This window comes from Bradyrhizobium sp. JHI2711 (assembly GCF_056156565.1).
This window is the reverse complement of the sequence record NZ_JBPZPT010000001.1, coordinates 1,203,137-1,223,341: the sequence shown is the minus strand read 5'-3', so window position 1 is coordinate 1,223,341 and position 20,205 is coordinate 1,203,137. Positions and strand designations below refer to the sequence as shown.

15 protein-coding genes are annotated in these 20,205 nt (G+C 64.7%); 10 read left to right on the top strand and 5 right to left on the bottom strand.

The window, feature by feature from the left end; genetic code table 11:
* Positions 1–27 precede the first annotated feature (27 nt).
* The 7 genes from ACTEK7_RS05940 (at position 28) to ACTEK7_RS05910 (ending at position 7,601) form a co-directional block, all read left to right on the top strand.
* Entirely contained in the window at positions 28–1,173 is a 1,146-nt protein-coding gene (locus ACTEK7_RS05940) for an isobutyryl-CoA dehydrogenase (protein ID WP_057028900.1), read from the top strand.
* Complete coding sequence (locus ACTEK7_RS05935) at positions 1,170–2,237, top strand: enoyl-CoA hydratase/isomerase family protein (RefSeq protein ID WP_225146603.1); 1,068 nt, start codon at positions 1,170–1,172, stop codon at positions 2,235–2,237. Before ACTEK7_RS05940 ends, ACTEK7_RS05935 begins: the two co-directional genes overlap by 4 nt.
* Positions 2,233–3,153 carry a 3-hydroxyisobutyrate dehydrogenase gene (mmsB, locus tag ACTEK7_RS05930; protein ID WP_345944086.1) on the top strand — a complete coding sequence of 307 codons (921 nt, stop codon included), beginning with the start codon at positions 2,233–2,235 and terminating at the stop codon, positions 3,151–3,153. The genes ACTEK7_RS05935 and mmsB overlap by 5 nt, the downstream gene beginning before the upstream one ends.
* Positions 3,153–4,871, top strand: a complete 1,719-nt coding sequence (locus tag ACTEK7_RS05925; protein ID WP_225146604.1) for an AMP-binding protein — start codon at positions 3,153–3,155, stop codon at positions 4,869–4,871. The genes mmsB and ACTEK7_RS05925 overlap by 1 nt, the downstream gene beginning before the upstream one ends.
* Positions 4,872–5,351, top strand: a complete 480-nt coding sequence (locus tag ACTEK7_RS05920) for a MaoC family dehydratase (protein WP_225146605.1) — start codon at positions 4,872–4,874, stop codon at positions 5,349–5,351.
* Positions 5,352–5,469: 118 nt separating this feature from the next.
* The gene (locus ACTEK7_RS05915; protein ID WP_225146606.1) at positions 5,470–6,387 is read left to right on the top strand and encodes an SDR family NAD(P)-dependent oxidoreductase; all 918 of its coding nucleotides are present in this window, start codon (positions 5,470–5,472) and stop codon (positions 6,385–6,387) included.
* Positions 6,384–7,601 (top strand): BaiN/RdsA family NAD(P)/FAD-dependent oxidoreductase, encoded by a 1,218-nt coding sequence (locus tag ACTEK7_RS05910; protein ID WP_225146778.1) that lies wholly within the window; start codon positions 6,384–6,386, stop codon positions 7,599–7,601. Before ACTEK7_RS05915 ends, ACTEK7_RS05910 begins: the two co-directional genes overlap by 4 nt.
* A gap of 114 nt (positions 7,602–7,715) precedes the next feature.
* Here the strand turns inward: ACTEK7_RS05910 and ACTEK7_RS05905 are convergent, their stop codons facing one another.
* Genes ACTEK7_RS05905 through ACTEK7_RS05895 form a run of 3 tightly spaced genes read right to left on the bottom strand, consistent with a single transcriptional unit; the run spans position 7,716 to position 11,104 of the window.
* Complete coding sequence (locus tag ACTEK7_RS05905; RefSeq protein WP_225146607.1) at positions 7,716–8,795, bottom strand: D-TA family PLP-dependent enzyme; 1,080 nt, start codon at positions 8,793–8,795, stop codon at positions 7,716–7,718.
* Positions 8,796–8,798: 3 nt separating this feature from the next.
* Entirely contained in the window at positions 8,799–10,610 is a 1,812-nt protein-coding gene (locus tag ACTEK7_RS05900; protein ID WP_225146608.1) for an ABC-F family ATP-binding cassette domain-containing protein, read from the bottom strand.
* A 2-nt stretch (positions 10,611–10,612) separates the two neighbouring features.
* Positions 10,613–11,104, bottom strand: coding sequence for a YaiI/YqxD family protein (locus tag ACTEK7_RS05895; protein WP_109144059.1), 492 nt, complete (start codon positions 11,102–11,104; stop codon positions 10,613–10,615).
* 103 nt (positions 11,105–11,207) lie between these two features.
* Here ACTEK7_RS05895 and ACTEK7_RS05890 point away from each other — a divergent pair, with 103 nt between their 5' ends.
* Positions 11,208–12,008: a hypothetical protein gene (locus ACTEK7_RS05890; protein ID WP_225146609.1), complete on the top strand. Its 801-nt coding sequence runs from the start codon at positions 11,208–11,210 to the stop codon at positions 12,006–12,008.
* Between the two features lie 170 nt (positions 12,009–12,178).
* On the opposite strand, the gene ACTEK7_RS05885 is transcribed toward ACTEK7_RS05890, so the two are convergent.
* Entirely contained in the window at positions 12,179–14,551 is a 2,373-nt protein-coding gene (locus ACTEK7_RS05885; protein ID WP_225146610.1) for a xanthine dehydrogenase family protein molybdopterin-binding subunit, read from the bottom strand.
* A gap of 210 nt (positions 14,552–14,761) precedes the next feature.
* On the opposite strand from ACTEK7_RS05885, the gene ACTEK7_RS05880 reads away from it, so the two are divergent.
* Together ACTEK7_RS05880 and ACTEK7_RS05875 are read left to right on the top strand one after the other, a co-directional pair.
* Positions 14,762–15,835 (top strand): Ppx/GppA phosphatase family protein, encoded by a 1,074-nt coding sequence (locus tag ACTEK7_RS05880; protein WP_225146611.1) that lies wholly within the window; start codon positions 14,762–14,764, stop codon positions 15,833–15,835.
* A gap of 2 nt (positions 15,836–15,837) precedes the next feature.
* Positions 15,838–16,524, top strand: a complete 687-nt coding sequence (locus ACTEK7_RS05875; protein ID WP_225146612.1) for an RlmE family RNA methyltransferase — start codon at positions 15,838–15,840, stop codon at positions 16,522–16,524.
* Between the two features lie 6 nt (positions 16,525–16,530).
* Here ACTEK7_RS05875 and ACTEK7_RS05870 read toward each other — a convergent pair whose 3' ends face one another.
* Positions 16,531–20,193 (bottom strand): CHAT domain-containing protein, encoded by a 3,663-nt coding sequence (locus ACTEK7_RS05870; RefSeq protein ID WP_225146613.1) that lies wholly within the window; start codon positions 20,191–20,193, stop codon positions 16,531–16,533.
* Positions 20,194–20,205 lie beyond the last annotated feature (12 nt).

The following is a 20,205-nucleotide window of genomic DNA, read 5'->3' as shown; positions in this document are numbered from 1 at the left end:
AATGACGAGAATAGTGAGCAGCCCAGCATGCAGTTCGCTCTGAACGAGGATCAGGTCGTCCTTCGCGACATGGCGCTGGCGTTTGCGGCGGAAAGGATCGCGCCGCACGCGCTGCGTTGGGACGAGGAGAAGTATTTTCCAGTCGAGGTGATGCGCGAAGCCGCCAAGCTCGGCATGGGCGGCATCTATATCCGCGACGATGTCGGCGGCTCCGCCATGACGCGGTTCGACGCAGCGCTGATCTTCGAGGCGCTGGCGACGGGCTGCCCGACCACCTCGGCCTTCATCTCCATCCACAACATGGCGAGCTGGATGATCGATGCCTTCGGCAGCGACACCCAGCGCCACCAATGGCTGCCGAAGCTCTGCACCATGGAGCTGATCGCAAGCTACTGCCTGACCGAGCCGGGTGCCGGCTCGGACGCCGCGGCGCTGCGCACGCGCGCCGTGCGCGACGGCGACCACTACGTCCTAAACGGCCAGAAGCAATTCATCTCCGGCGCTGGCGGCACGGATATTCTGGTCGCGATGGTCAGGACCGGCGGTGATGGCCCCGGCGGCATCTCGACCCTCGTCATCGACGGCAAGGCGCCGGGTGTCTCCTTCGGTGCCAATGAGCGCAAGATGGGCTGGAACGCGCAGCCGACCCGCGCGGTGATATTCGAGAACGCCCGCGTGCCTGTGGCCAATCGCCTGAGCGAGGAGGGCACAGGCTTCAAGATCGCGATGGCCGGCCTCGACGGCGGCCGTCTCAACATTACGGCGTGCTCGCTCGGCGGCGCGCAAGCAGCACTCGACAAGGCGCGCGCCTACATGAAGGAGCGCAAGGCGTTCGGGAAGCGGCTCGACGAATTCCAGGCGCTGCAATTCCGTCTCGCCGACATGGCCATCGAGCTGGAGGCTGCGCGCACTTTCCTGTGGCGCGCCGCCGCGGCGCTCGATCGCAAAGACCCCGACGCCACCATGCTCTGCGCCATGGCGAAACGCTTCGGCACCGATGTCGGGTTCGAGGTTGCCAACCATGCGCTGCAACTCCACGGCGGCTACGGCTACCTCAGCGAATACGGCATCGAGAAGATCGTGCGCGACTTACGCGTGCACCAGATCCTCGAAGGCACCAATGAAATCATGCGGCTCATCGTGGCGCGCAAACTGATCGAGGGCGCGCGATGAGTTCAGTGGAAGAGGGCGATCTGGTCGCGCGCGTCGAAGGCGCGGCCGGCATCATCAGGCTCAATCGTCCCAAGGCGATCAACGCCGTGACGCTGGAGATGTTTCGCGACATCGACAAGGCGCTCGACCGCTTCGAGGCTGATCCTGCAATTGCCGTGATCCTGCTGGAAGGCGCCGGCGAGCGCGGCCTCTGCGCCGGTGGCGACATCCGCGCGCTCTGGGAAAGCTCGAAAGTCAATGGCGACCTCGGCAAGATCCTGTGGCGCGAGGAGTACATCCTCAATGCCCGGATCAAGAAATTTCCAAAACCCTATGTCGCCTTCATGGACGGCATCGTAATGGGCGGCGGTGTCGGTCTGTCCGCCCATGCCAGCCACCGTATCGTCACCGATCGGACGAAGCTCGCGATGCCCGAAGTCGGCCTCGGCTTCTTCCCCGATGTCGGCGGCACCTATCTGCTGTCGCATTCGCCGGGCGAGATCGGCACCTATTTCGGGCTGACCGGCCAGACCATGAACGGGCCGGACGCGATCTACGCGAAGTTTGCCGATTGGGTGGTGCCGGCGGCGAGATTGCCGGAGCTGCGCGAGGCGCTGACCAAGCTGCGGTCCGGTGCGACCGCAGCCGATGTCAGCAAGCTCATCGACGGCTTCGCCTCCAGCGAGACTGCGGGGCCGGTCGCCGCCAGGGAGCCGGCCATCGATGCGTTGTTCGGCTTCGATCGCATGGAGGACGTTTTCGCTGCGTTGACACGCGATGGTTCCGAGTTCGCGCTGGCCACGTTGAAGACGCTGAACGAAAAATCGCCGCGCGGCATGGTGGTGACGCTCAAGCTGCTGCGGCTTGCTCGCCAATCATCGAGCCTGGAAGAGTGCCTGGTGCGCGAATACCGCGCCGCGCTGGAAGTGTTTCGGAGCGATGATTTCCGCGAGGGCGTGCGCGCCGCCGTGATCGACAAGGACCGCAATCCGACCTGGTCGCCGCCGCGGATCGAGGATGTGACGCCGGACATGCTTGCGCCCTATCTCGCGGAGATCGGCGCGGACGAGCTGAAGTTCAATTAACAACGCTGTAGCGGAGGAAACGACAATGGCCACGATCGCATTCATCGGTCTCGGCAACATGGGCGGCCCGATGGCGGCCAACCTCGTCAAGGCCGGCCACAAGGTGGTGGCGTTCGATCTTGTCGAAGCCTCGCGCAATCAGGCCAAGACCGATGGCGCCAGCATCGCCGACAGCGCCCCGGCCGCGGTGAAGGGCGCCGATGTCGTCGTCACCATGCTGCCCGCAGGCAAGCATGTGCTCGGCGTCTGGAACGAGGTCGTGCCCGCCATGACCAAGGGTGCGCTCATCATCGACAGCTCCACCATCGACGTCGAAAGCGCGCGAGCCGCGCATGCGCTCGCCGCCAAGCACGGCGTGCTCTCGGTCGATGCGCCGGTCTCCGGCGGCACGGGCGGTGCCAAGGGTGCGACGCTCACCTTCATGTGCGGCGGCGAGGAGAAGGCATTTGCCGCGGCCAAGCCCGTGCTCGAGAATATGGGCAAGAAGATCGTGCATTGCGGCGGCGCCGGTGCCGGCCAGGCCGCAAAGATCTGCAACAACATGATCCTCGGCATTTCCATGATCGCGGTGAGCGAGGCCTTTGCGCTCGGTGAAAAGCTCGGGCTCTCGCATCAGGCGCTGTTCGATGTGGCCTCGACCTCGTCCGGCCAGTGCTGGTCGCTGACGACCTATTGCCCGGTGCCGGGCCCGGTGCCGACCTCGCCGGCCAACAACGATTACAAGCCGGGCTTTGCCTCGGCGCTGATGGTGAAGGACCTCACCCTGGCGCAGGATGCGGCCAAGGCTGCGGGCGCGGCGACGCCGCTCGGCAAGCATGCGCAGGAGATCTATCAGTCTTTCGACGCAGCCGGCCAGGGCGGGGTGGATTTTTCCGGAATTATCAAGCACGTTAGGAGTTTAGCCGGGAAAGCTTGATGACCACATTCCAGGAAGCACGCGCGTTCCTTCTGCAACACCGCACGGAATACGAGGCTGCGGTCAAAGGTTTCCGCTGGCCTGATCCGGTTCCTTTCAACTGGGCGCTCGACTGGTTCGACGCCGAGCTCGCGGCCAATGCGGACAGCAAGGATCGGCCCGCGCTCTGGATCGTCGATGCCGCCCAGGACAAGCAGACGAAGCTGTCCTTTGCGGCGCTGTCGCGCCGCTCCAACCAGGTCGCCAACTTCCTCCGCGCGCAGGGCCTCCGGCGCGGCGACCATCTCCTGCTGCTGCTCGGCAACGTGGTTCCGCTGTGGGAGACGATGCTTGCCGCGATGAAGCTCGGCGTGGTCGTCATTCCCGCCACGACGCTGCTGACCGCCGACGAGCTGCGCGACCGGCTCGATCGCGGCAAGGCAAGGGCAGTGGTCGCCGCGCAGGACCAGGTCGCGAAATTCACGAGCCTAGGCGCCGAGAATGTCGTTCGCATCGTCGTCGGCGCGGCCTCCGACGGTTGGCTGGCATATGACGAAGCAGCAAAAGCTTCCGAAAGCTTCGCGCCTGATGGTCCGACCAATGCCGACGATCCGATGCTGCTGTATTTCACCTCGGGTACGACAGCAAAACCAAAATTGGTGCGACACAGTCAGCGCAGCTATCCCGTCGGCCATCTCTCGACGATGTACTGGATCGGGCTGAAGCCCGGCGACGTCCATCTCAACATCTCCTCGCCCGGCTGGGCCAAGCATGCCTGGAGCTGCTTCTTCGCGCCGTGGAATGCGGGCGCGACCGTGTTCGTGGTCAACCAGCCGCGCTTTGATGCCAAGGCGCTGCTTGCCACCATCGGCCGCTGCGGCGTCACCACGCTGTGCGCGCCGCCGACGGTGTGGCGGCTGTTCATCCAGGAGAACCTTGCCTCGTTCAAGGTGGCGCTTCGCGAGGTCTGCGGCGCCGGCGAGCCGCTCAATCCCGAGGTGATTGATCAGGTGCAGGCGGCCTGGGGCCTCACCATTCGCGACGGCTACGGCCAGACCGAGACCACGGCGCTCGCCGGCAATTCGCCGGGCCAGCCGATCAAGATCGGCTCGATGGGCCGTCCGTTGCCGGGCTATCGCGTGCAGATCAGCGATGCCGACGGCCATCCCGCAAAGGAGGGCGAGGTGACGCTGGTGCTCGGCGCCGACCGCCCCGCCGGCCTGATGCAGGGCTATCAGGGCGACGACGGCAAATTGTCCGGCGCCGCAGGCGCGCTCTATCGCAGTGGCGACGTCGTATTCGCGGATGAGGACGGCTACTTGACCTTCGTCGGCCGCTCTGACGACGTCTTCAAATCCTCCGATTATCGCATCAGCCCGTTCGAACTGGAGAGCGTCCTGCTCGAGCACGAGCTGGTCGCGGAAGCTGCGGTGGTGCCGAGCCCGGATCCAATCCGGCTCGCGATCCCCAAGGCGTTCGTGCTGCTGACCGCGGGTGCAGAACGCTCGCCGGAAACCGCGCTATCGATCTTCAAGCACCTGCACGCGCGTCTGGCCCCGTTCAAGCGCATCCGCCGCCTCGAAATCGTCACCGAGCTGCCGAAGACGATCTCTGGAAAGATCCGCCGCGTCCAGCTACGACGGCTCGAACGCGACGACGATCGCAGCGATCCCTTGCGCGGCCGGGAATTCCGTGAGGAGGATTTTCCGGAGCTGGCGAAGACACGGAGTGAGACCTAAGTGAACGAAGTCTGGAAGAAGCCGCCTGTTACGCTCGAGGCCTATCAGGCCATGATCGGCAAGGAGATCGGCGTATCGTCGTGGCACCTGATCGATCAGCCCCGCATCGACAGCTATGCCGACGTGATCGAGGATCACCAGTTCATCCACATCGATCCGGAACGCGCGAAGAAGGAAACCGCGTTCGGCACCACCATTGCGCACGGTTTTCTCACGATGTCGCTGCTGTCGATCATGTCCTACGAGGTGATGCCCGTGATTGCGGGCACCACGATGGGCGTGAATTACGGCTTCGACAGGCTGCGCTTCATCTCGCCGGTGCGCTCGGGCAAGCGCGTCCGTGGCCGCTTCGTGCTGGCGGAAGCCAAGCTCCGCAAGCCAGGCGAGCTCCAGTCCCGCACCAACGTCACGGTCGAGATCGAGGGCGAGGATAAACCGGCGCTCGTCGCCGACTGGCTCGGCCTGATCTATTTCGAGTAGGCCCGTGCCGTCCTTGCCGGGCTTGACCCGGCAACCCATCGCTGCTCAAAAGCCTGTCGATTTTGATGGATGGCCGGGTCAAACCCGGCCATGACGGCTAACATCTGGGAAACCCACTATGCCAATCAGGTTCGACGGACGCGTCGCCATCGTCACCGGCGCGGGCAATGGTCTCGGACGCGCGCATGCGCTGGGGCTGGCGAGCCGCGGCGCCAAGGTCGTGGTCAACGATTTCGGTGGCGCGCGCGACGGCACCGGAGGCTCGCTGTCGCCGGCCGAGGCCGTGGTCGAGGAGATCCGCAAGGCCGGCGGCATCGCGATGGCCGACGGCGCCGACGTCTCCAATTTCGAGCAGGTCACCGCCATGGTCGAGCGCGCTACCAAGGAGTGGGGCAGCGTCGATCTCTTGTGCGCCAATGCCGGCATCCTGCGCGACAAGTCGTTCGGCAAGATGGAGGTGGCCGATTTCCAAAAGGTGCTCGACGTGCATCTCGTCGGCACTTTCTATTGCTGCAAGGCAGCCTGGCCCGGCATGCGTGACCGCAATTACGGCCGCATCGTGCTGACCACCTCATCCTCGGGCCTGTACGGCAATTTCGGTCAGGCCAATTACGGCGCGGCGAAGTCCGGGATGGTCGGCCTGATGAACGTGCTCGCCGAGGAGGGCCGCAAGAACGACATCCGCGTCAACATCATCTCGCCGACGGCGGCGACGCGCATGACCGAAGAGCTGCTGCCGCCGCAGGCGCTGCAACTGATGAAGCCGAACGCGATCACCCCTGCGGTCGAGTACATGCTGAGCGAGGATGCACCGACCCGCACCATCATGGGCGCCGGTGCCGGCTCGTTTGCGGTGATCAAGATTTTGGAGAGCGAAGGTATCAACCTGCCGGAGAGCGAGTGGACGCCGGATGCGATCGCCGCGCATTTCGCCGAAATCAGTGACATGTCGAAGGCGAGGGCGCTGCAGGGCGCGTTCGAGCAGACGCAGAAATACGTTGCCCAGGCCGCCGCGCGGGCGGGGATCAAGCTCTGACCGACGTCGTTGTCATCGGCGCCGGTCCCGCCGGGCTGATGGCGGCGGAGGTGCTGGCGTCGGGCGGCGCCCGCGTCACCGTCTACGACGCGATGCCGTCAGCGGGGCGCAAACTCCTGATGGCCGGCCGCGGCGGACTCAACCTCACTCACAGCGAACCGCTGCCGCAATTCATGGCGCGCTACCGCGAGGCCGCACCGAAGCTGCAGGCGGCGGTCGAGGCATTTTCGCCCGATGCGCTGCGTGCCTGGAGCGAGGCGCTGGGCGAGCCGACCTTCGTCGGCAGCAGCGGACGCGTGTTTCCGAAAACGTTCAAGGCCTCGCCCTTGCTGCGCGCCTGGCTGCGGCGGCTCGATGCCGCCGGTGTCCGCTTTGCTTTTCGCCATCGCTGGATCGGCTGGGACGGCGAGGGTCGGTTGATCTTTCAGACGCCGAAAGGCGTCTCCGCCATCGAAGCGAACGCCACGCTGCTCGCGCTCGGCGGCGCAAGCTGGCCGCGGCTCGGCTCGGACGCCGGCTGGGTCGACATCCTCGCTGCAAAGGGCATTGCCGTCTCGAAGCTGCGGCCGGCCAATTCCGGCTTCACGGTCGCATGGTTCAAAGTGTTCCGTGACCGTTTCGAAGGCCAGCCGCTCAAGGGCGTGGCGCTGACGCTTCGTGCGCACACGGTGCGCGGAGAGGCGATGATCACCCGCAGCGGCATCGAAGGCGGCGCGATCTACGCGTTGTCGGCGGAACTGCGCGAGGCTGTGCTGAATCTCGGACAGGCGACGCTGATGATCGGGTTGCGGCCCGATCTCGACGCCGCTGCGCTGACCACGCGGCTGTCAGGCGTGCGTGGCAAGCAATCGCTGGCGAACTTCCTGCGCAAGGCCGCGCAATTGTCGCCGGTCGGCATCGGCCTCATGCAGGAGGCCGCCATCGCCTCCGGCCGGCCGCTGGCGGCGTTCTCGCCGGCGGAGCTCGCAGGGCTGATCAATGCCATTCCAGTTCAGCTCACCGGAGTGGCGCCGATCGATCGCGCGATCTCGACCGCGGGTGGAATTATGTTCGACGAGCTCGACGAGCAATTCATGCTGCGCAAATTGCAAGGTGTGTTCGCCGCCGGCGAGATGCTGGATTGGGAGGCGCCGACCGGCGGCTATCTCTTGCAGGCGTCCTTCGCGACTGGGGCTGCCGCGGGCAGGGGCGTGCTGGAGTGGCTCAAACGCTAACCCCGTCATTGCGAGCGCAGCGAAGCAATCCAGAATCCCTCCTCCGCGGAAGTCTGGATTGCTTCGTCGCAAGAGCTCCTCGCAATGACGGCCGTGGCAACGGCGCGCGTACACCTACCGCAGCTTCCCACGCGCGGCCACCGGCAGCGTGCCGATGATCTCCTCGCCGCGCACCATCACCACCTCGTCCATCATGTTGACGACGACGCAGACATGGTTCGGCACGATGCGGACGACATCGCCGACATTGGGCCGGGTATTGCTGCGGGAGAGATCGAGGAAGCCGTGCTCCTCGGCGAATTTGGCGATTCTGGCTTCGGGATGCTCCAGGATCAGGCCGTGGCCGTCGAGCCCGCCGGTATCCGTGGTCAGCGTCTTCGAGCCGGCATCGAGAATGCCGCGCTCGGGCGCGGCGCGGCTGACCACGGTCGAATAGATGTGCAGCGCGCAATCGTCCCAGGTCGCCGAGCCCGCGGCGACCTGCATGCGATCGTTGTAGATGTAGGTGCCGAAGCGGTGCTCGGTGCCGCCCTTGAGCTTGCCGATATTGACGAGGTTCGGCGTGCCGCCGGTCGAGACGATCTTGGCGTCGAGCCCGTGCGCGCGCACGCCAGCCAGCGCCTCGTCGTAGAACTTTTGGGCCTCAGCCCAGCCGGTCTCGGTCGGATACAGCATGAAGCCGGCGAACTCGAGGTCCTTGGAGGCCGCGATCTCGCGCGCCAGCGCAATGGCCTCGGCCGGGGTCTCGACGCCTGCGCGCTTGCGCCCGGTATCGCATTCGACCACGACCGAGAGCGGGCGGCCTGACGCCGCAGCCGCCTTAGGCAGGCCGGCGACGACGGTCGAATTGTCGGCCGCCACCGTCATGTTGGCCTTCGCCTGCAGCGCGCCGAGCCGCGCCATCTTCTCATCGCCCAGCAGATTGTAGCTGATCAGGATGTCGTCGATGCCGGCATTGGCCATGATCTCGGCTTCGCCCAGTTTCTGGCAGGTGATGCCCTTGGCGCCGGCCGCGACCTGCATCTTGGCAATGGTCGGGTTCTTGTGCGTCTTGATGTGGGGGCGATTGGCGATTCCGGCGTCGTCGCAGGCCTTCTGGATCCGCGCGATGTTACGCTCGACCCTGTCCATGTCGATGACGGCACAGGGTGTGCCGTATTCGCGGGCGATCTTGGCTGCAAGAGTTGTTGTCATGAGTTATGCCTGTTCAATCTCTTCGCGGAGCATTTCGAGTTCGAGCCAGCGCTCTTCGGCGGCGGACAGTTCTTCGTGCGCCTTGGCGATGGCAGCCGAGGTGTCGTCGAATTTTTTGCGATCTTTCGCATAGAGACCGGGATCGTCGAGCACGCGCTGCAATTTTGCAATATCGGCGTGCAGCGTTTCTATCTTCTTCGGCAGCGTTTCCAGCGCGTGCTTCTCGTTGAAGCTGAGCTTGCGCTTGGGCGCGGACGAGGGGACCGCTGCGCGCTCGTCCTTCTTCTCCGCCAGCGGTGGCGCTTTCGGCGCCTCGCGCTTCAAATCGGCGCCACGTTGGCTCAGCATGTCGCTGTAGCCACCGGCATATTCGATCCACTTGCCGTTACCCTCCGGCGCAATCACCGAGGTGACGACGCGGTCGAGGAAGTCGCGGTCGTGACTGATCAGGATGACGGTGCCTTCGTAGTCGCCAAGCATCTCCTCGAGCACGTCGAGCGTTTCGAGGTCGAGATCGTTGGTCGGCTCGTCCAGCACCAGGAGGTTCGACGGCTTTGCCAGCGCCCGCGCCAGCATCAGCCGGCCGCGCTCGCCGCCCGAGAGCACCTCCAGCGGTGTGCCGCGTTGCTCCTGCGCGAACAGGAAGTCCTTCATGTAGCCGACGACGTGCTTCGGCTTGCCGCCGACCATGATTTGATCGCCGCGGCCGCCTGTGAGCGCTTCCGCCAGTGTCGATTTCGGATCGAGGCTTTCGCGATGCTGGTCGAGCGTCGCCATCTCCAGATTGGCGCCGAGACGTATCGTCCCGGAATCCGGCTGCATGCCGCCGGTGAGCAGGTTGACCAGCGTGGTCTTGCCGGCGCCGTTCGGCCCGATGATGCCGAGCCGGTCGCCGCGCTGGATGCGGGTGGAGAAATTCTCGACGATCTTGCGCTCGCCGTAGGATTTCGTGATGCCCTTGGCCTCGATCACCAGCTTGCCGGACTGCTCGGCTTCGCTGGCTGCGAGGTTGGCGCTGCCGGCGGTGCCGCGATAGTTGCGGCGCTGGGCGCGCAGCGCATGCAGATTGGCGAGCCGCTTGACGTTGCGCTTGCGGCGGCCGGAGACGCCGTGGCGCAGCCAGTGCTCCTCGTCGACGATCTTGCGGTCGAGCTTGTGCTGGTCGCGCTCCTCGTCGGCCAGCACCTCGTCGCGCCAGCTCTCGAACGAGGCAAAGCCGCGGTCGATCTGCTTGATCCTGCCGCGGTCGAGCCAGGCGGTTGAGCGCGAGAGGTTGGTGAGGAAGCGGCGGTCGTGGCTGATGATGACGAGCGCGCTGCGCCTGGAGTCGAGCTCCTGCTCCAGCCATTCGATGGTGGCGAGATCGAGATGGTTGGTCGGCTCGTCCAGCAGCAGAATGTCGGGCGAGGGCGCCAACACGAACGCCAGCGCGGCGCGGCGCGCCTCGCCGCCGGAGAGGTCGTGCGGGTTCTCCTCGCCGGTGAGGCCGAGCTGCTCCAGGAGATAGCGCGCCTGGTGCTGGTCGTCGCCGGGCGCGAGCCCGGATTCGACATAAGCGAGCGTGGTCTTGTGCGCGCCAAAATCCGGCTCCTGCGGCAGGTAGCGCACCGTTGCGCCCGGCTGCACGAAGCGCGTGCCGGAATCCGGCTCGACCAGGCCGGCTGCGATCTTCAGCAGCGTCGACTTGCCGGAGCCGTTGCGGCCGATCAGGCAGACCCGTTCGGATGGCGCAACGTTGAGCTCGACGCCTGAGAGCAGCGGCGTGCCGCCGAAGGTCAGCCGGATGTCTTTCAGTTGGATCAACGGCGGCGCCATGGTTAACCTTGGCTCGTTGCGGCCTGATCTGCGCGGCGGCGCTGGATCCGGCGCAGCGTTTGGTCGAGCGCCGAGAGGAAGGTGGAGCGGTCTCGTGGCAAGAACGAGCGTGGGCCGCCGGTGACTTCGCCGGCCGAGCGCAGATCGGTCATCAGATTGCGCACCGCCAGCGTCATGCCGATCGATTCCTCCGTGAAAGGCTTGCCGTTCGGGGCGATCACGTCGGCGCCCGCCTTCACACAGCGGCTCGCCAGCGGGATGTCCGAGGTCACGACCACGTCGCCGGGCCTGGCGCGCTCGGCGATCCAGTCGTCGGCCGCATCCATGCCGCTACCCGCAGCGATGCGCTCGATCAGCGGGTCCTGCGGCACGCGGATGAAGTTGCCGGCGACGACGCTCACGGGCACGCCGTGCCGGAGCGCGACGCGGTAGATCTCGTCCTTCACCGGACAGGCGTCGGCGTCGACATAGATGCGGGTCGGGGTATCGGTCATTCGCCGCGTGGTACCCCATTCAGGCCGCAAAGGCGAGGGGGATTGACCGCTGTTCCCCGGCGCCTACGATCGGCCGCGAACAACAAGAAAGGGAACGCCAACCATGCCGAACCGGCTCGAAACCTACCGCGTCGAGGCCTACAACACCGCCAAACAATCCGAAAACAAGATGCATGACGACACGATTGCGCGCCGCTTCGGCTTTGAAGGCGGGCTGGTCCCGGGCGTCGATGTCTTCGCCTATATGATGCACGTGCCGATCGCCCGCTGGGGGCGGGACTTCCTGTCGCGCGGGCTGGTCGAGGCGCGCTTCATCAAGCCGGTCTATGACGGCGAGACGGCCGACGTCGATGCCACCGAGCATAACGGCCTGCTGACGATCGAGGTGTTCAGCCGCACCGAGCTCTGCGCCACGGGAACGGCGTCGCTGCCGGCGGCGGTGCCGGCATTGTCGTTGAGCGACTATGTCGAAGTCCCCGCCGCCGCCGAGCGCAAGCCTGTCAGTCCTGCGACATTCGAGCTGGGCAAATGGCTGGGCACGACGCCGCGCCGGTGGGCCGGGCAGGATGCGGCCGACTATCTCACTGACGTCAGGGAGGCCGATCCGATTTTTGCCCGCGAGAGCCTCGGCCATCCCGGGCTGATCCAGCGCGTCATGAACCGCGTCCTGGTGGACAACACCATCCTGGGTCCCTGGATCCACGTGGGCAGCCGCATGCAGCTGCTGTCCGCCGCGCGCGCCGGCGACGAGATCACGGCGCGGGCCAAGGTCACTGCGAATTACGAGAAGAAGGGCCACCGCTTCGTCGAGTTCGACGCGCTGGTCGTCGCCAACGGCACGACGCCGCTCGCGCATTGCCAGCACACCGCGATCTACCAGCCGCGCGAGCAGGCGGCGGCGTAGCGGACAGTTGGGAAAGCCCACGCCCGTCAATCAAGGACGTCGTCATTCCCCGCGAAGGCGGGGAATCCAGTACGCCGCAGCTTCTCGGTCAATCGCTGCCGTCTCGGAGTACTGGATCGCCCGGTCAAGCCGGGCGATGACAGTAGAGTTTGTGGCGACGACAGTGCCCCTTACGCCGCCTTGGCCTTCGCCTCCTGGATCGCGCGCCACACCCGCTCGGGGGTCAGCGGCATGTCGATGTGCTTGATGCCGTACTCCGACAGCGCGTCGAGCACCGCGTTCACCACCGTCGACAGGCTGCCGGCGCAGCCCGCTTCGCCGCAGCCCTTGCTGCCGAGCGGATTGGTGGTGGCGGGCACCGGGTGGTCGCCGACCGTCATGTTGGGGACGTCCTCCGCGCGGGGCAGGGCGTAGTCCATCAGCGAGCCCGTGATCGGCTGGCCATTGTCGTCGTAGCGAATGTGCTCCATCAGGGCCTGGCCGATGCCCTGGACCACGCCGCCATGGAGCTGGCCCGCGACCAGCATCGGGTTGATCACCGTGCCGAAATCGTTGACCGCGCTGTAGCGCACGATCTGCACCACACCGGTGTCCGGGTCGATCTCGACCTCGGCGACGTGGCAGCCGTTCGGGAACGCCGAGGCGACCGGTTCGCTGGTGTGGTCGACATCGAGGCTGTCAGGCACGCCCTCCGGCACCTTGCCGTCATGCAGACGCTTGGCGAGCTCCATGATGTCGATGCTGCGATCGGTGCCGGCGATCGTAAAGCTGCCGTCGGCAAACTCGATATCGGCTTCGGATGCTTCCAGCATATGTGCAGCGGCGCGTTTGCCCTTCTCGATGACGAGCTTTGCGGCCCCCACGATGGCCTGGCCCGTCGCGGTGATCGAGCGTGAGCCGCCGGTGCCGTTGCCGGTGTGGACGATATCGCTGTCGCCCTGCACGAGCTTGACGCTCTCGAAGGGGACGCCGAGCTGATCGCACAGCACCTGCGCGAACGGGGTGGCGTGGCCCTGGCCGTAGTCGAGCGTGCCGGTGATGAGCTGCACGGTGCCGTCAGGATCGAACACGATCTTGCCGAGCTCGGGGCTCGGCGGCGCCGTGACCTCGAGATAGGAGCCGACCGCAATGCCGCGCAGCTTGCCCGCCTTCTTGCTCTCCTTCTTGCGCTTGGCGAAGTTCTCGTGGTCGGAGATCTCGAGCGCCTTGTTGAACACGGCCTGGAAGTCGCCGCTGTCATAGGTGACGCCGGACGACGCCGCGAAGGGGATCTGGTTCGGCTTGATGAAGTTGCGCTTACGCAAGGTCAGCCGATTGATGCCCATCTCGTCGGCGGCGCGGTCGATCAGCCGCTCCATGTAATAGTTCGCCTCGGGCCGGCCGGCGCCGCGATAGGCCCCCATCAGCGTGGTGTTGGTCAGCACCACCTTGATGTCGACCGCCATCAGCGGCGTGCGATAGACGCTGGAGAAGTTCTTGCCGGTGTTGAGCGAAAGCGGCCCCGGCGCGACGCCGGTGATGTAGGCGCCGAGATTGCCGTAGCCGGACAGTTTTGCCGCGAGGAAGTGCCCCTCGGTATCGAGCGCGAGCTCGGCGTGGATCTTCTGGGCGCGGCCGTGGCTGTCGGAGAGGAAGCTGGTCGAGCGCTCGTCCAGCCACTTCACCGGGCGTCCCAGTGCCTTCGCCGCATACAGAATGCACATGTACTCGGGATAGTTGATGTTCTTCATGCCGAAGGAGCCGCCGACATTGGCGGTGAGGATGCGCACCTTCTCGTTCGGCACCTTCAGGTTCTTGGCGAGATTGGCGCGGTTGCCGGCAACGCCCTGCGTCGGAACCTGAAGCGTGTAGCGCTCGGTCTTCTTGTCGTAGGAGGCAAGCCCCACGCGCGGCTCCATCGAGACCACGGCAACGCGGGTGTTCTCGATGTCGAGCTTGGTCACATGAGCGGCGCTGGCGAAGGCTGCGTTCACCTTGTCCATGTCGCCATAGTGGTAGTCGAGCGCGACGTTGTTGGGGATGTGGTCGTAGAGCTGCGGCGCGCCGGGCTTGGCGGCTTGCTCGGGGTCCGTCACCGCCGGCAGCGGCTCGATGTCGAGCTCGACCGCCTCGGCCGCGTCGCGCGCATGGGCCAGCGTCTCGGCCACCACGAAGGCGACGGGATCGCCGACGAAGCGGACCTTGTCGGTCGCCAGGGGCTGGCGGTTGGTCTGGAGCAGGGGCGAGCCGTCGCGGCTCTTCAGCGGCAGGCCGCAGGTGAAGGGGCCATAGCCGGCGGCATCAAGATCCTTCCCGGACCACGCCCCCAGCACGCCCGGCATGGCCTTGGCGGCATCGAGGCCGATGCTGCGGATGAATCCATGGGCATGGGTCGAGCGGACGACTACGGCATAGGCCTGGTTCGGCAGGTTGAAATCGTCGGTGTAGCGGCCCTTGCCGCGCACCAGCGCGTCATCCTCCTTGCGGCGGACCGGTTGCCCGACGCCATACTTTTGCAGTGCAATAGCGTTCTCGAGCGTCGACGATTTGGTGTGTTCTTGCATGGGAATTGACCTGAAAAGCCGGCATTTGCGCATTTTCGCGGCAGCGGAGCACCGGACTCCCTCAAATAACCCACCACCCCCGTTCACGACAACGCACGATTGGACATGGTCCCATGTGATGCGTTGTTGCGCAGGCCTGCCGCGCTGCTAATGTTTCAGGCGAATAATCAATTCCAGACCGGCCCGACCGGCCGCGGAAAGACAGTTTGTATGAATGACCACACGCGGCTCCGCGACGGCCATGCGCCGCATAGCGAGCTGGAGGGGTCGATGGCGGCGGTGGCGTTTGCCACCAATCCGGCCGTCGGCGCGCAGGCGCCGGGAACCGGCGTCTATGCGGCGCTGGACCTCGGCACCAACAATTGCAGGCTGCTGATCGCCTGTCCGACCCAGGACGGCTTTCGCGTGGTCGATTCCTTCTCGCGCATCATCCGGCTCGGGGAGGGCGTCTCGGCGACCGGGTGCATCAGCGACGCCGCGATCGAGCGCGCCATCGCCGCGCTCAGCATCTGCCGCGACAAGATCAATCTGCGGAAGGCACGGCGGCTGCGGCTGATCGCGACCGAAGCTTGCCGCGCGGCTTCGAACGCGGAAGGTTTCCGCAGCCGCGTTGCGGCTGAGACCGGCATCGAGCTCGAGGTGATCGACCGCGAGACCGAGGCCGCGCTCGCCGTGCTGGGTTGCTCGCCGCTGGTGGATCCCAGGGGACGCGGGGCCATCCTATTCGACATCGGCGGCGGCTCGACCGAGCTGGTGCGGATCGAGCGCGACGCCACCAATCCGGAGCCGCGCATAAAAGCCTGGATGTCGATTCCCTATGGTGTGGTCACGCTCGCTGAGCAGTTCGGCGGACGCGACGTCACGCCAGAGATCTATGCCGCCATGGAGCAGGAGGTCGCAAGCCACGTCGCGCCATTCGCCGAGGAGCACGGCCGCGATCTCGCCGACATGCACCTGCTCGGCACGTCGGGCACGGTGACGACGCTGGCCGGCATCCATCTCAACCTCGCGCGCTATGACCGCCGCCGCATCGACAGCATCTGGATGAACGATGCCGACATCACCGCGACCATCAACAAGCTGCTGGGCATGAGCTATGAGGAGCGTGCCGCCAACAGCTGCATCAGCGTCGAGCGTGCCGATCTCGTCCTGGCGGGCTGCGCCATCCTCGACGCTATCCGCCGCGCCTTTCCGCTGCCGCGCCTGCGCGTCGCCGACCGCGGCTTGCGCGAGGGCATGCTGGTCGAGATGATGCGCGAGGACGGCGCGCTCAGGAGCTGGTGAGTATGGCCAAGGACACTACCGGCCGCTTGCACGTTCAGGTCAAGACCGGCGGCAAGCGCAAATTGTCGTCGAAGCTGTGGCTGGAGCGGCAGCTCAACGATCCCTACGTCGCCAAAGCCAAGGCGGCGGGCTATCGCTCCCGCGCCGCGTTCAAGCTGCTGGAGATCGACGACAAGTTCCGGCTTCTGAAGCCTGGCATGGCCGTGGTCGATCTCGGCGCGGCGCCCGGCGGCTGGAGCCAGATCGCAGCAAAGCGCGTCGGATCATTGGAAGGCAAGGGCAAGGTCGTCGCCATCGATCTGTTGGAGATGCCCGAGATTCCGGGCGTGGATTTCGCGCAGCTCGACTTCATGGACAACGACGCGCCGGAGAAGCTCACCGCGATGCTGGGCGGCAAGGCCGACGTCGTGATGTCCGACATGGCCGCCAACACCACCGGCCACCGCAAGACCGACCAGCTCCGCATCGTCGGCCTGGTCGAGACGGCGGCGGCCTTTGCCTGCGACGTGCTCAAACCCGGCGGCACGTTCCTGGCGAAAACGTTCCAGAGCGGCGCCGACGCTGAGCTGCTGGCCCAGCTCAAGCGCGACTTCGCCACCGTGCGTCACGTCAAGCCGGCGGCGAGCCGGCAGGATTCCTCGGAACGCTACGTGCTGGCGACGGGATTTCGAGGGCAGGCAACCGCCTGATTGGTGCTATTCTCCAATCAGCGCGAAAGCGCCCCAATAGCTGGGATTGGCACTGTGTCCGCCGGACTTCAATGCGTTCAGCATCGCCTGGCGCAAGGCCTCCGAACGGCGCATTTTGGGAGCCTGCTGCAACAGCTTGAACGTCTCGGTGGTCAGGCGCACTGCGGCTTCCGACTCGACCGCCCAATGCGAAGCGAGAACGGACCTGGCACCCGCGTAGAAGAACGACCGGGCGAGGCCGGACAAGGCTTCTCCGCCGGGAACGTCGCCTGCGAGCGTGTTGCAAGCCGACAGCACGACCCAGTCGGCATTGAGCTTGAGCTGGGATATCTCGCTCGAGGTCAGGAGGCCATCATCAAGTTCGCTCGGGTCTTTTGGCAGCGTCAACGCAAGCGACGGCTCGGCGATGCCCTTGACGTCGCCGGCGACCAGACCGTGCGTCGCGAAATAGACGATGCGGTAGTCGGAGAGCTTGTTGCGCTTGACGGCTGTTTCGCTTGCCTCCGGTCCGAAATAGAGCGAGCTCGTGTCCGCGCCGACCGCTTTTGCCACGCTGGTCAGTTCCTGCTGGGAGTCCGGCAGCGGCGTGAGTGCCATCGATAGCTTCTCGCGATCGATCTCGACTCCTTTCCAGAACTCGCCATAGGACCGGCTGACGGAGACTCGCTTTGCGGCTGTCGATGTGGCTCTCCGGCCCTTTGTTGATTGACGGATCTTACCCTCGGCTGTGAAGGAGGGATTGCCGAAGCCCACAAGGGGCCGGGGAGCGAGGCCGCCTTGCGATGCGTTTCGAAACATATCCAGGCTGGAAACAGAAGGTAGCACCGAGACCGCATGATGGCTGATCAGCCAGGACGCCTCGGAATAGACTTGAGGCTGGCCGGCTAGGGCCGGAAGCGGAGGTTTGGTGACGAGCAAGTGAAACGGCAAGGCGGTCCAGACGCCCGCCGGCGCGATTAGGAGATTGCGCTTGTCACGAATCACATTTTCCATCTTGCCCAGCGTCTGCTGGTACAGATTGTATGAGTTGCCGGCGTCAAATGACGCGTCGTCATTGCCGAGAAGTCCCGAGCGGAACGACTTAATGCGAACTTCGGGGTTCGGAACATCAATGTACTCCCATTCGAAACGATCGGCAGAAACGGCAAAAACAAGGCCGATGTCGCCCTTGATCTGCCAAATCGAAACCAGGGCTTCGTCGGCCCGAAGACTCTCCTGCACCTCGGTTACCGATGTGGGTCTTAGCCCTGCAATATCGAAATAAGCGGGATAGTCGCGTTTGAGTCTCCGATTGAGCTCAAGCAGCCGGTTCTCGATCCTGGCCAGAGCATCCAAGGGGGGGGCTGTATTCGTCGCTGGAAGGCCTGCGGCCTTCGAGAGTTCGCCGCGCCATCGGTCACGCTCCGCAAGAGCATCCTGGCGCTCGCGCACGATGGCCGCAATTCCGGGAGTTTGAGTGCCGAGGCGGACAGTCATCTGCTTCATGGCGATCGAAGCGGTCGACTGACTGACCCACTGGGCAATCTCGAAGAGCTCCCGGCCGTTGCGCTCGTAAGTGTCCATGTCGACCCGGCTCGACAAGGTCAACGCGATGGCGAGGTTGCGGAACACGCCGATGCGGCTGTCAAACGTGTTCTTTGCCGAGCCGTGGTCATCGATCGACAGCTCCTGCGCCGAATGCTTGAGCACAAGCTCCACGGCCCGACGTCCAAAATCGACCGCAGCTTCATACCGCTTTGTCTTTGTCATCAAGGTCGATAATTGATCCAGCACGCGTACCGTGTTCGGGTGATATGCGGGAAGCCGCCTTTCGCAGATAGCGAGCGCCCGCTTCAAGATTTTGATCGCCCCCTCGGGATCCCTTTCGCGATGGGAGAATGACAGGTCGACGAGCGCCTCGATCAGCTCCGGCGAATCCGAGCCGCTGACTTTCGCTTGGATTGCAATAGCGCGTTCCAGCGTGGCGGCCGCCCGGTCGAATTCTCCGCCCTCGTTCAATCGGACAGCAAGATTCACGAGCGGTCCTACGAGCTCGAAAGAATCAGGAGCATAATGCTTTTCGGCTATTGCAAGCGCTCGGCCCAGCAACGTCCCGGCTACGGCTGAGCTTTCCGCCGTAATAGCCCGGTTGTTCAGCAACCTCAGCAACTCCGGCGAATCGTCGGTCCCCGACAACTGTCGTTGAAGGGCGTAGGCGCGCTCGAACACGGCGCGCGCCTCGCTCACGCGTTCGGTTTCGTACAACAACAACCCGAAACTATTGAGCGTGTTAACAAGGCCCACCTTGTTGCCGGCGGATTGCGCAATCCCAACAGCGCGCTGCAAGTACCCGCCGGCAGCGCTGTATCGACCCTGCTGTAGGCAGACATTTGCAAGGCGATCGAGAAATGGCAGAAGTTCTATCGGCTGCGCCGAGATATCCGTTTCAATTTGCCTAACGGAATCTTTCAGCACGGCTTCCGATTCCGCGTATTGTCCGACAATATCGAGTAACTCGGCCAACAGAAGGTGCCCGGAGCGAGCCTCTCGCGTGTCGCCTCCCTCCTTCGCGATGGCGATGATCCGGGTTTGCGTTGCAATGGCTAGAGGGTATTTGCCTGAAAAGACCTGCAGTCGAAGTAGTTTTTGCAGAGCCGGCACGATTCGCGGTTCACGTTGGCCGAACTGGCGCTCCTTGAGCTTCACAATTCGTTCAGCTGCTAATATCGCTTCATCATTCTGTCCGGCAGCAAAGGAGCCGACTACGAGATTGCTGAGCGGAAGCTCGAGGAATGGGTTGTCTGGCCCCAACTGCGGACTGGACTCGACCAGCTCTATCGCCCGGCGGCTGACGACGACGGTTTCGTCGTAGCTTTTCAGTTCGTTCAAAGCCCGGCCAAGCTCGTACAGGATGATGGCGAGCGTAGCCGAGTTTTCCCCTTCATACTGTTCGCGGAGCTTGAGTGCCTGACGCATGTGGTCGCGCGCATCGGATGTCTTGCCGAGCGCGAACTCGGATTCACCCAACTTCAAGAGGTGGAAGTCGAGCTGCCCGCGTTGCTTGTCGGGCGGCATGACTTCGAGCGCGGCGATGATGCGACGCCGAACCGCGATTGCCTGCTCATGCAGATCCTGTTCGGTATAGAGATACGCCAGCCGAAACAGGATTCTCATGTCCGACTCGGATAGAGTCCCTCGGTTGGGCAGGAGAGTGGAAATGCGGGCGTACCACTCGATTCCGGCCTTCTCGTCCTGCAGCAGGTCTGCCACCTTGGCGAGGCATTCCAGCGTGCTCCTGAGAGCCGGATTGCGGGCGCCCATGACGGCTTCGCCGATTGCCAGTGCCTGACGGCATTTGAGACTAGCCTTGCGGGCCTCGCTTTTGCCGTTCAAGGCCGATCCGACTTGCTGCAGAACTACCGAGTGTTCCAGCGAGTTCGCACCGAAGTACCGGACGATCGCATTCTCCAACGTCGGCGCGAGACTCAGTGCGTGATCGTAGTCGTTTCTCTCGATTGATGCGTCAAACTGGCCCTGGAGCGCGGCGATTTCCGCGAACGAGGTGATTGGTGCGGCCTTCCGCTCCGACGAGACTGCCCGCTTGCTTGATTGCGGCGCCGCACCCGCGCCGTTGCATGAGGCGGCGAGCAGGATTTGAGTGGCGATCACGGCGATCGTTCGGCGCAGCATCGGCGAGTCCGG

What these genes read in the sequence shown, in the direction of transcription:
- ACTEK7_RS05900 (WP_225146608.1), bottom strand. Translation starts at nt 10,610, where the DNA reads ATGGCGCCGCCGTTGATCCAACTGAAAGACATCCGGCTGACCTTCGGC.
- ACTEK7_RS05870 (WP_225146613.1), bottom strand. Translation starts at nt 20,193, where the DNA reads ATGCTGCGCCGAACGATCGCCGTGATCGCCACTCAAATCCTGCTCGCC.
- ACTEK7_RS05940 (WP_057028900.1), top strand. Translation starts at nt 28, where the DNA reads ATGCAGTTCGCTCTGAACGAGGATCAGGTCGTCCTTCGCGACATGGCG.
- ACTEK7_RS05885 (WP_225146610.1), bottom strand. Translation starts at nt 14,551, where the DNA reads ATGCAAGAACACACCAAATCGTCGACGCTCGAGAACGCTATTGCACTG.
- ACTEK7_RS05875 (WP_225146612.1), top strand. Translation starts at nt 15,838, where the DNA reads ATGGCCAAGGACACTACCGGCCGCTTGCACGTTCAGGTCAAGACCGGC.
- ACTEK7_RS05895 (WP_109144059.1), bottom strand. Translation starts at nt 11,104, where the DNA reads ATGACCGATACCCCGACCCGCATCTATGTCGACGCCGACGCCTGTCCG.
- ACTEK7_RS05880 (WP_225146611.1), top strand. Translation starts at nt 14,762, where the DNA reads ATGAATGACCACACGCGGCTCCGCGACGGCCATGCGCCGCATAGCGAG.
- ACTEK7_RS05890 (WP_225146609.1), top strand. Translation starts at nt 11,208, where the DNA reads ATGCCGAACCGGCTCGAAACCTACCGCGTCGAGGCCTACAACACCGCC.
- ACTEK7_RS05905 (WP_225146607.1), bottom strand. Translation starts at nt 8,795, where the DNA reads ATGACAACAACTCTTGCAGCCAAGATCGCCCGCGAATACGGCACACCC.
- ACTEK7_RS05935 (WP_225146603.1), top strand. Translation starts at nt 1,170, where the DNA reads ATGAGTTCAGTGGAAGAGGGCGATCTGGTCGCGCGCGTCGAAGGCGCG.
- ACTEK7_RS05925 (WP_225146604.1), top strand. Translation starts at nt 3,153, where the DNA reads ATGACCACATTCCAGGAAGCACGCGCGTTCCTTCTGCAACACCGCACG.
- ACTEK7_RS05915 (WP_225146606.1), top strand. Translation starts at nt 5,470, where the DNA reads ATGCCAATCAGGTTCGACGGACGCGTCGCCATCGTCACCGGCGCGGGC.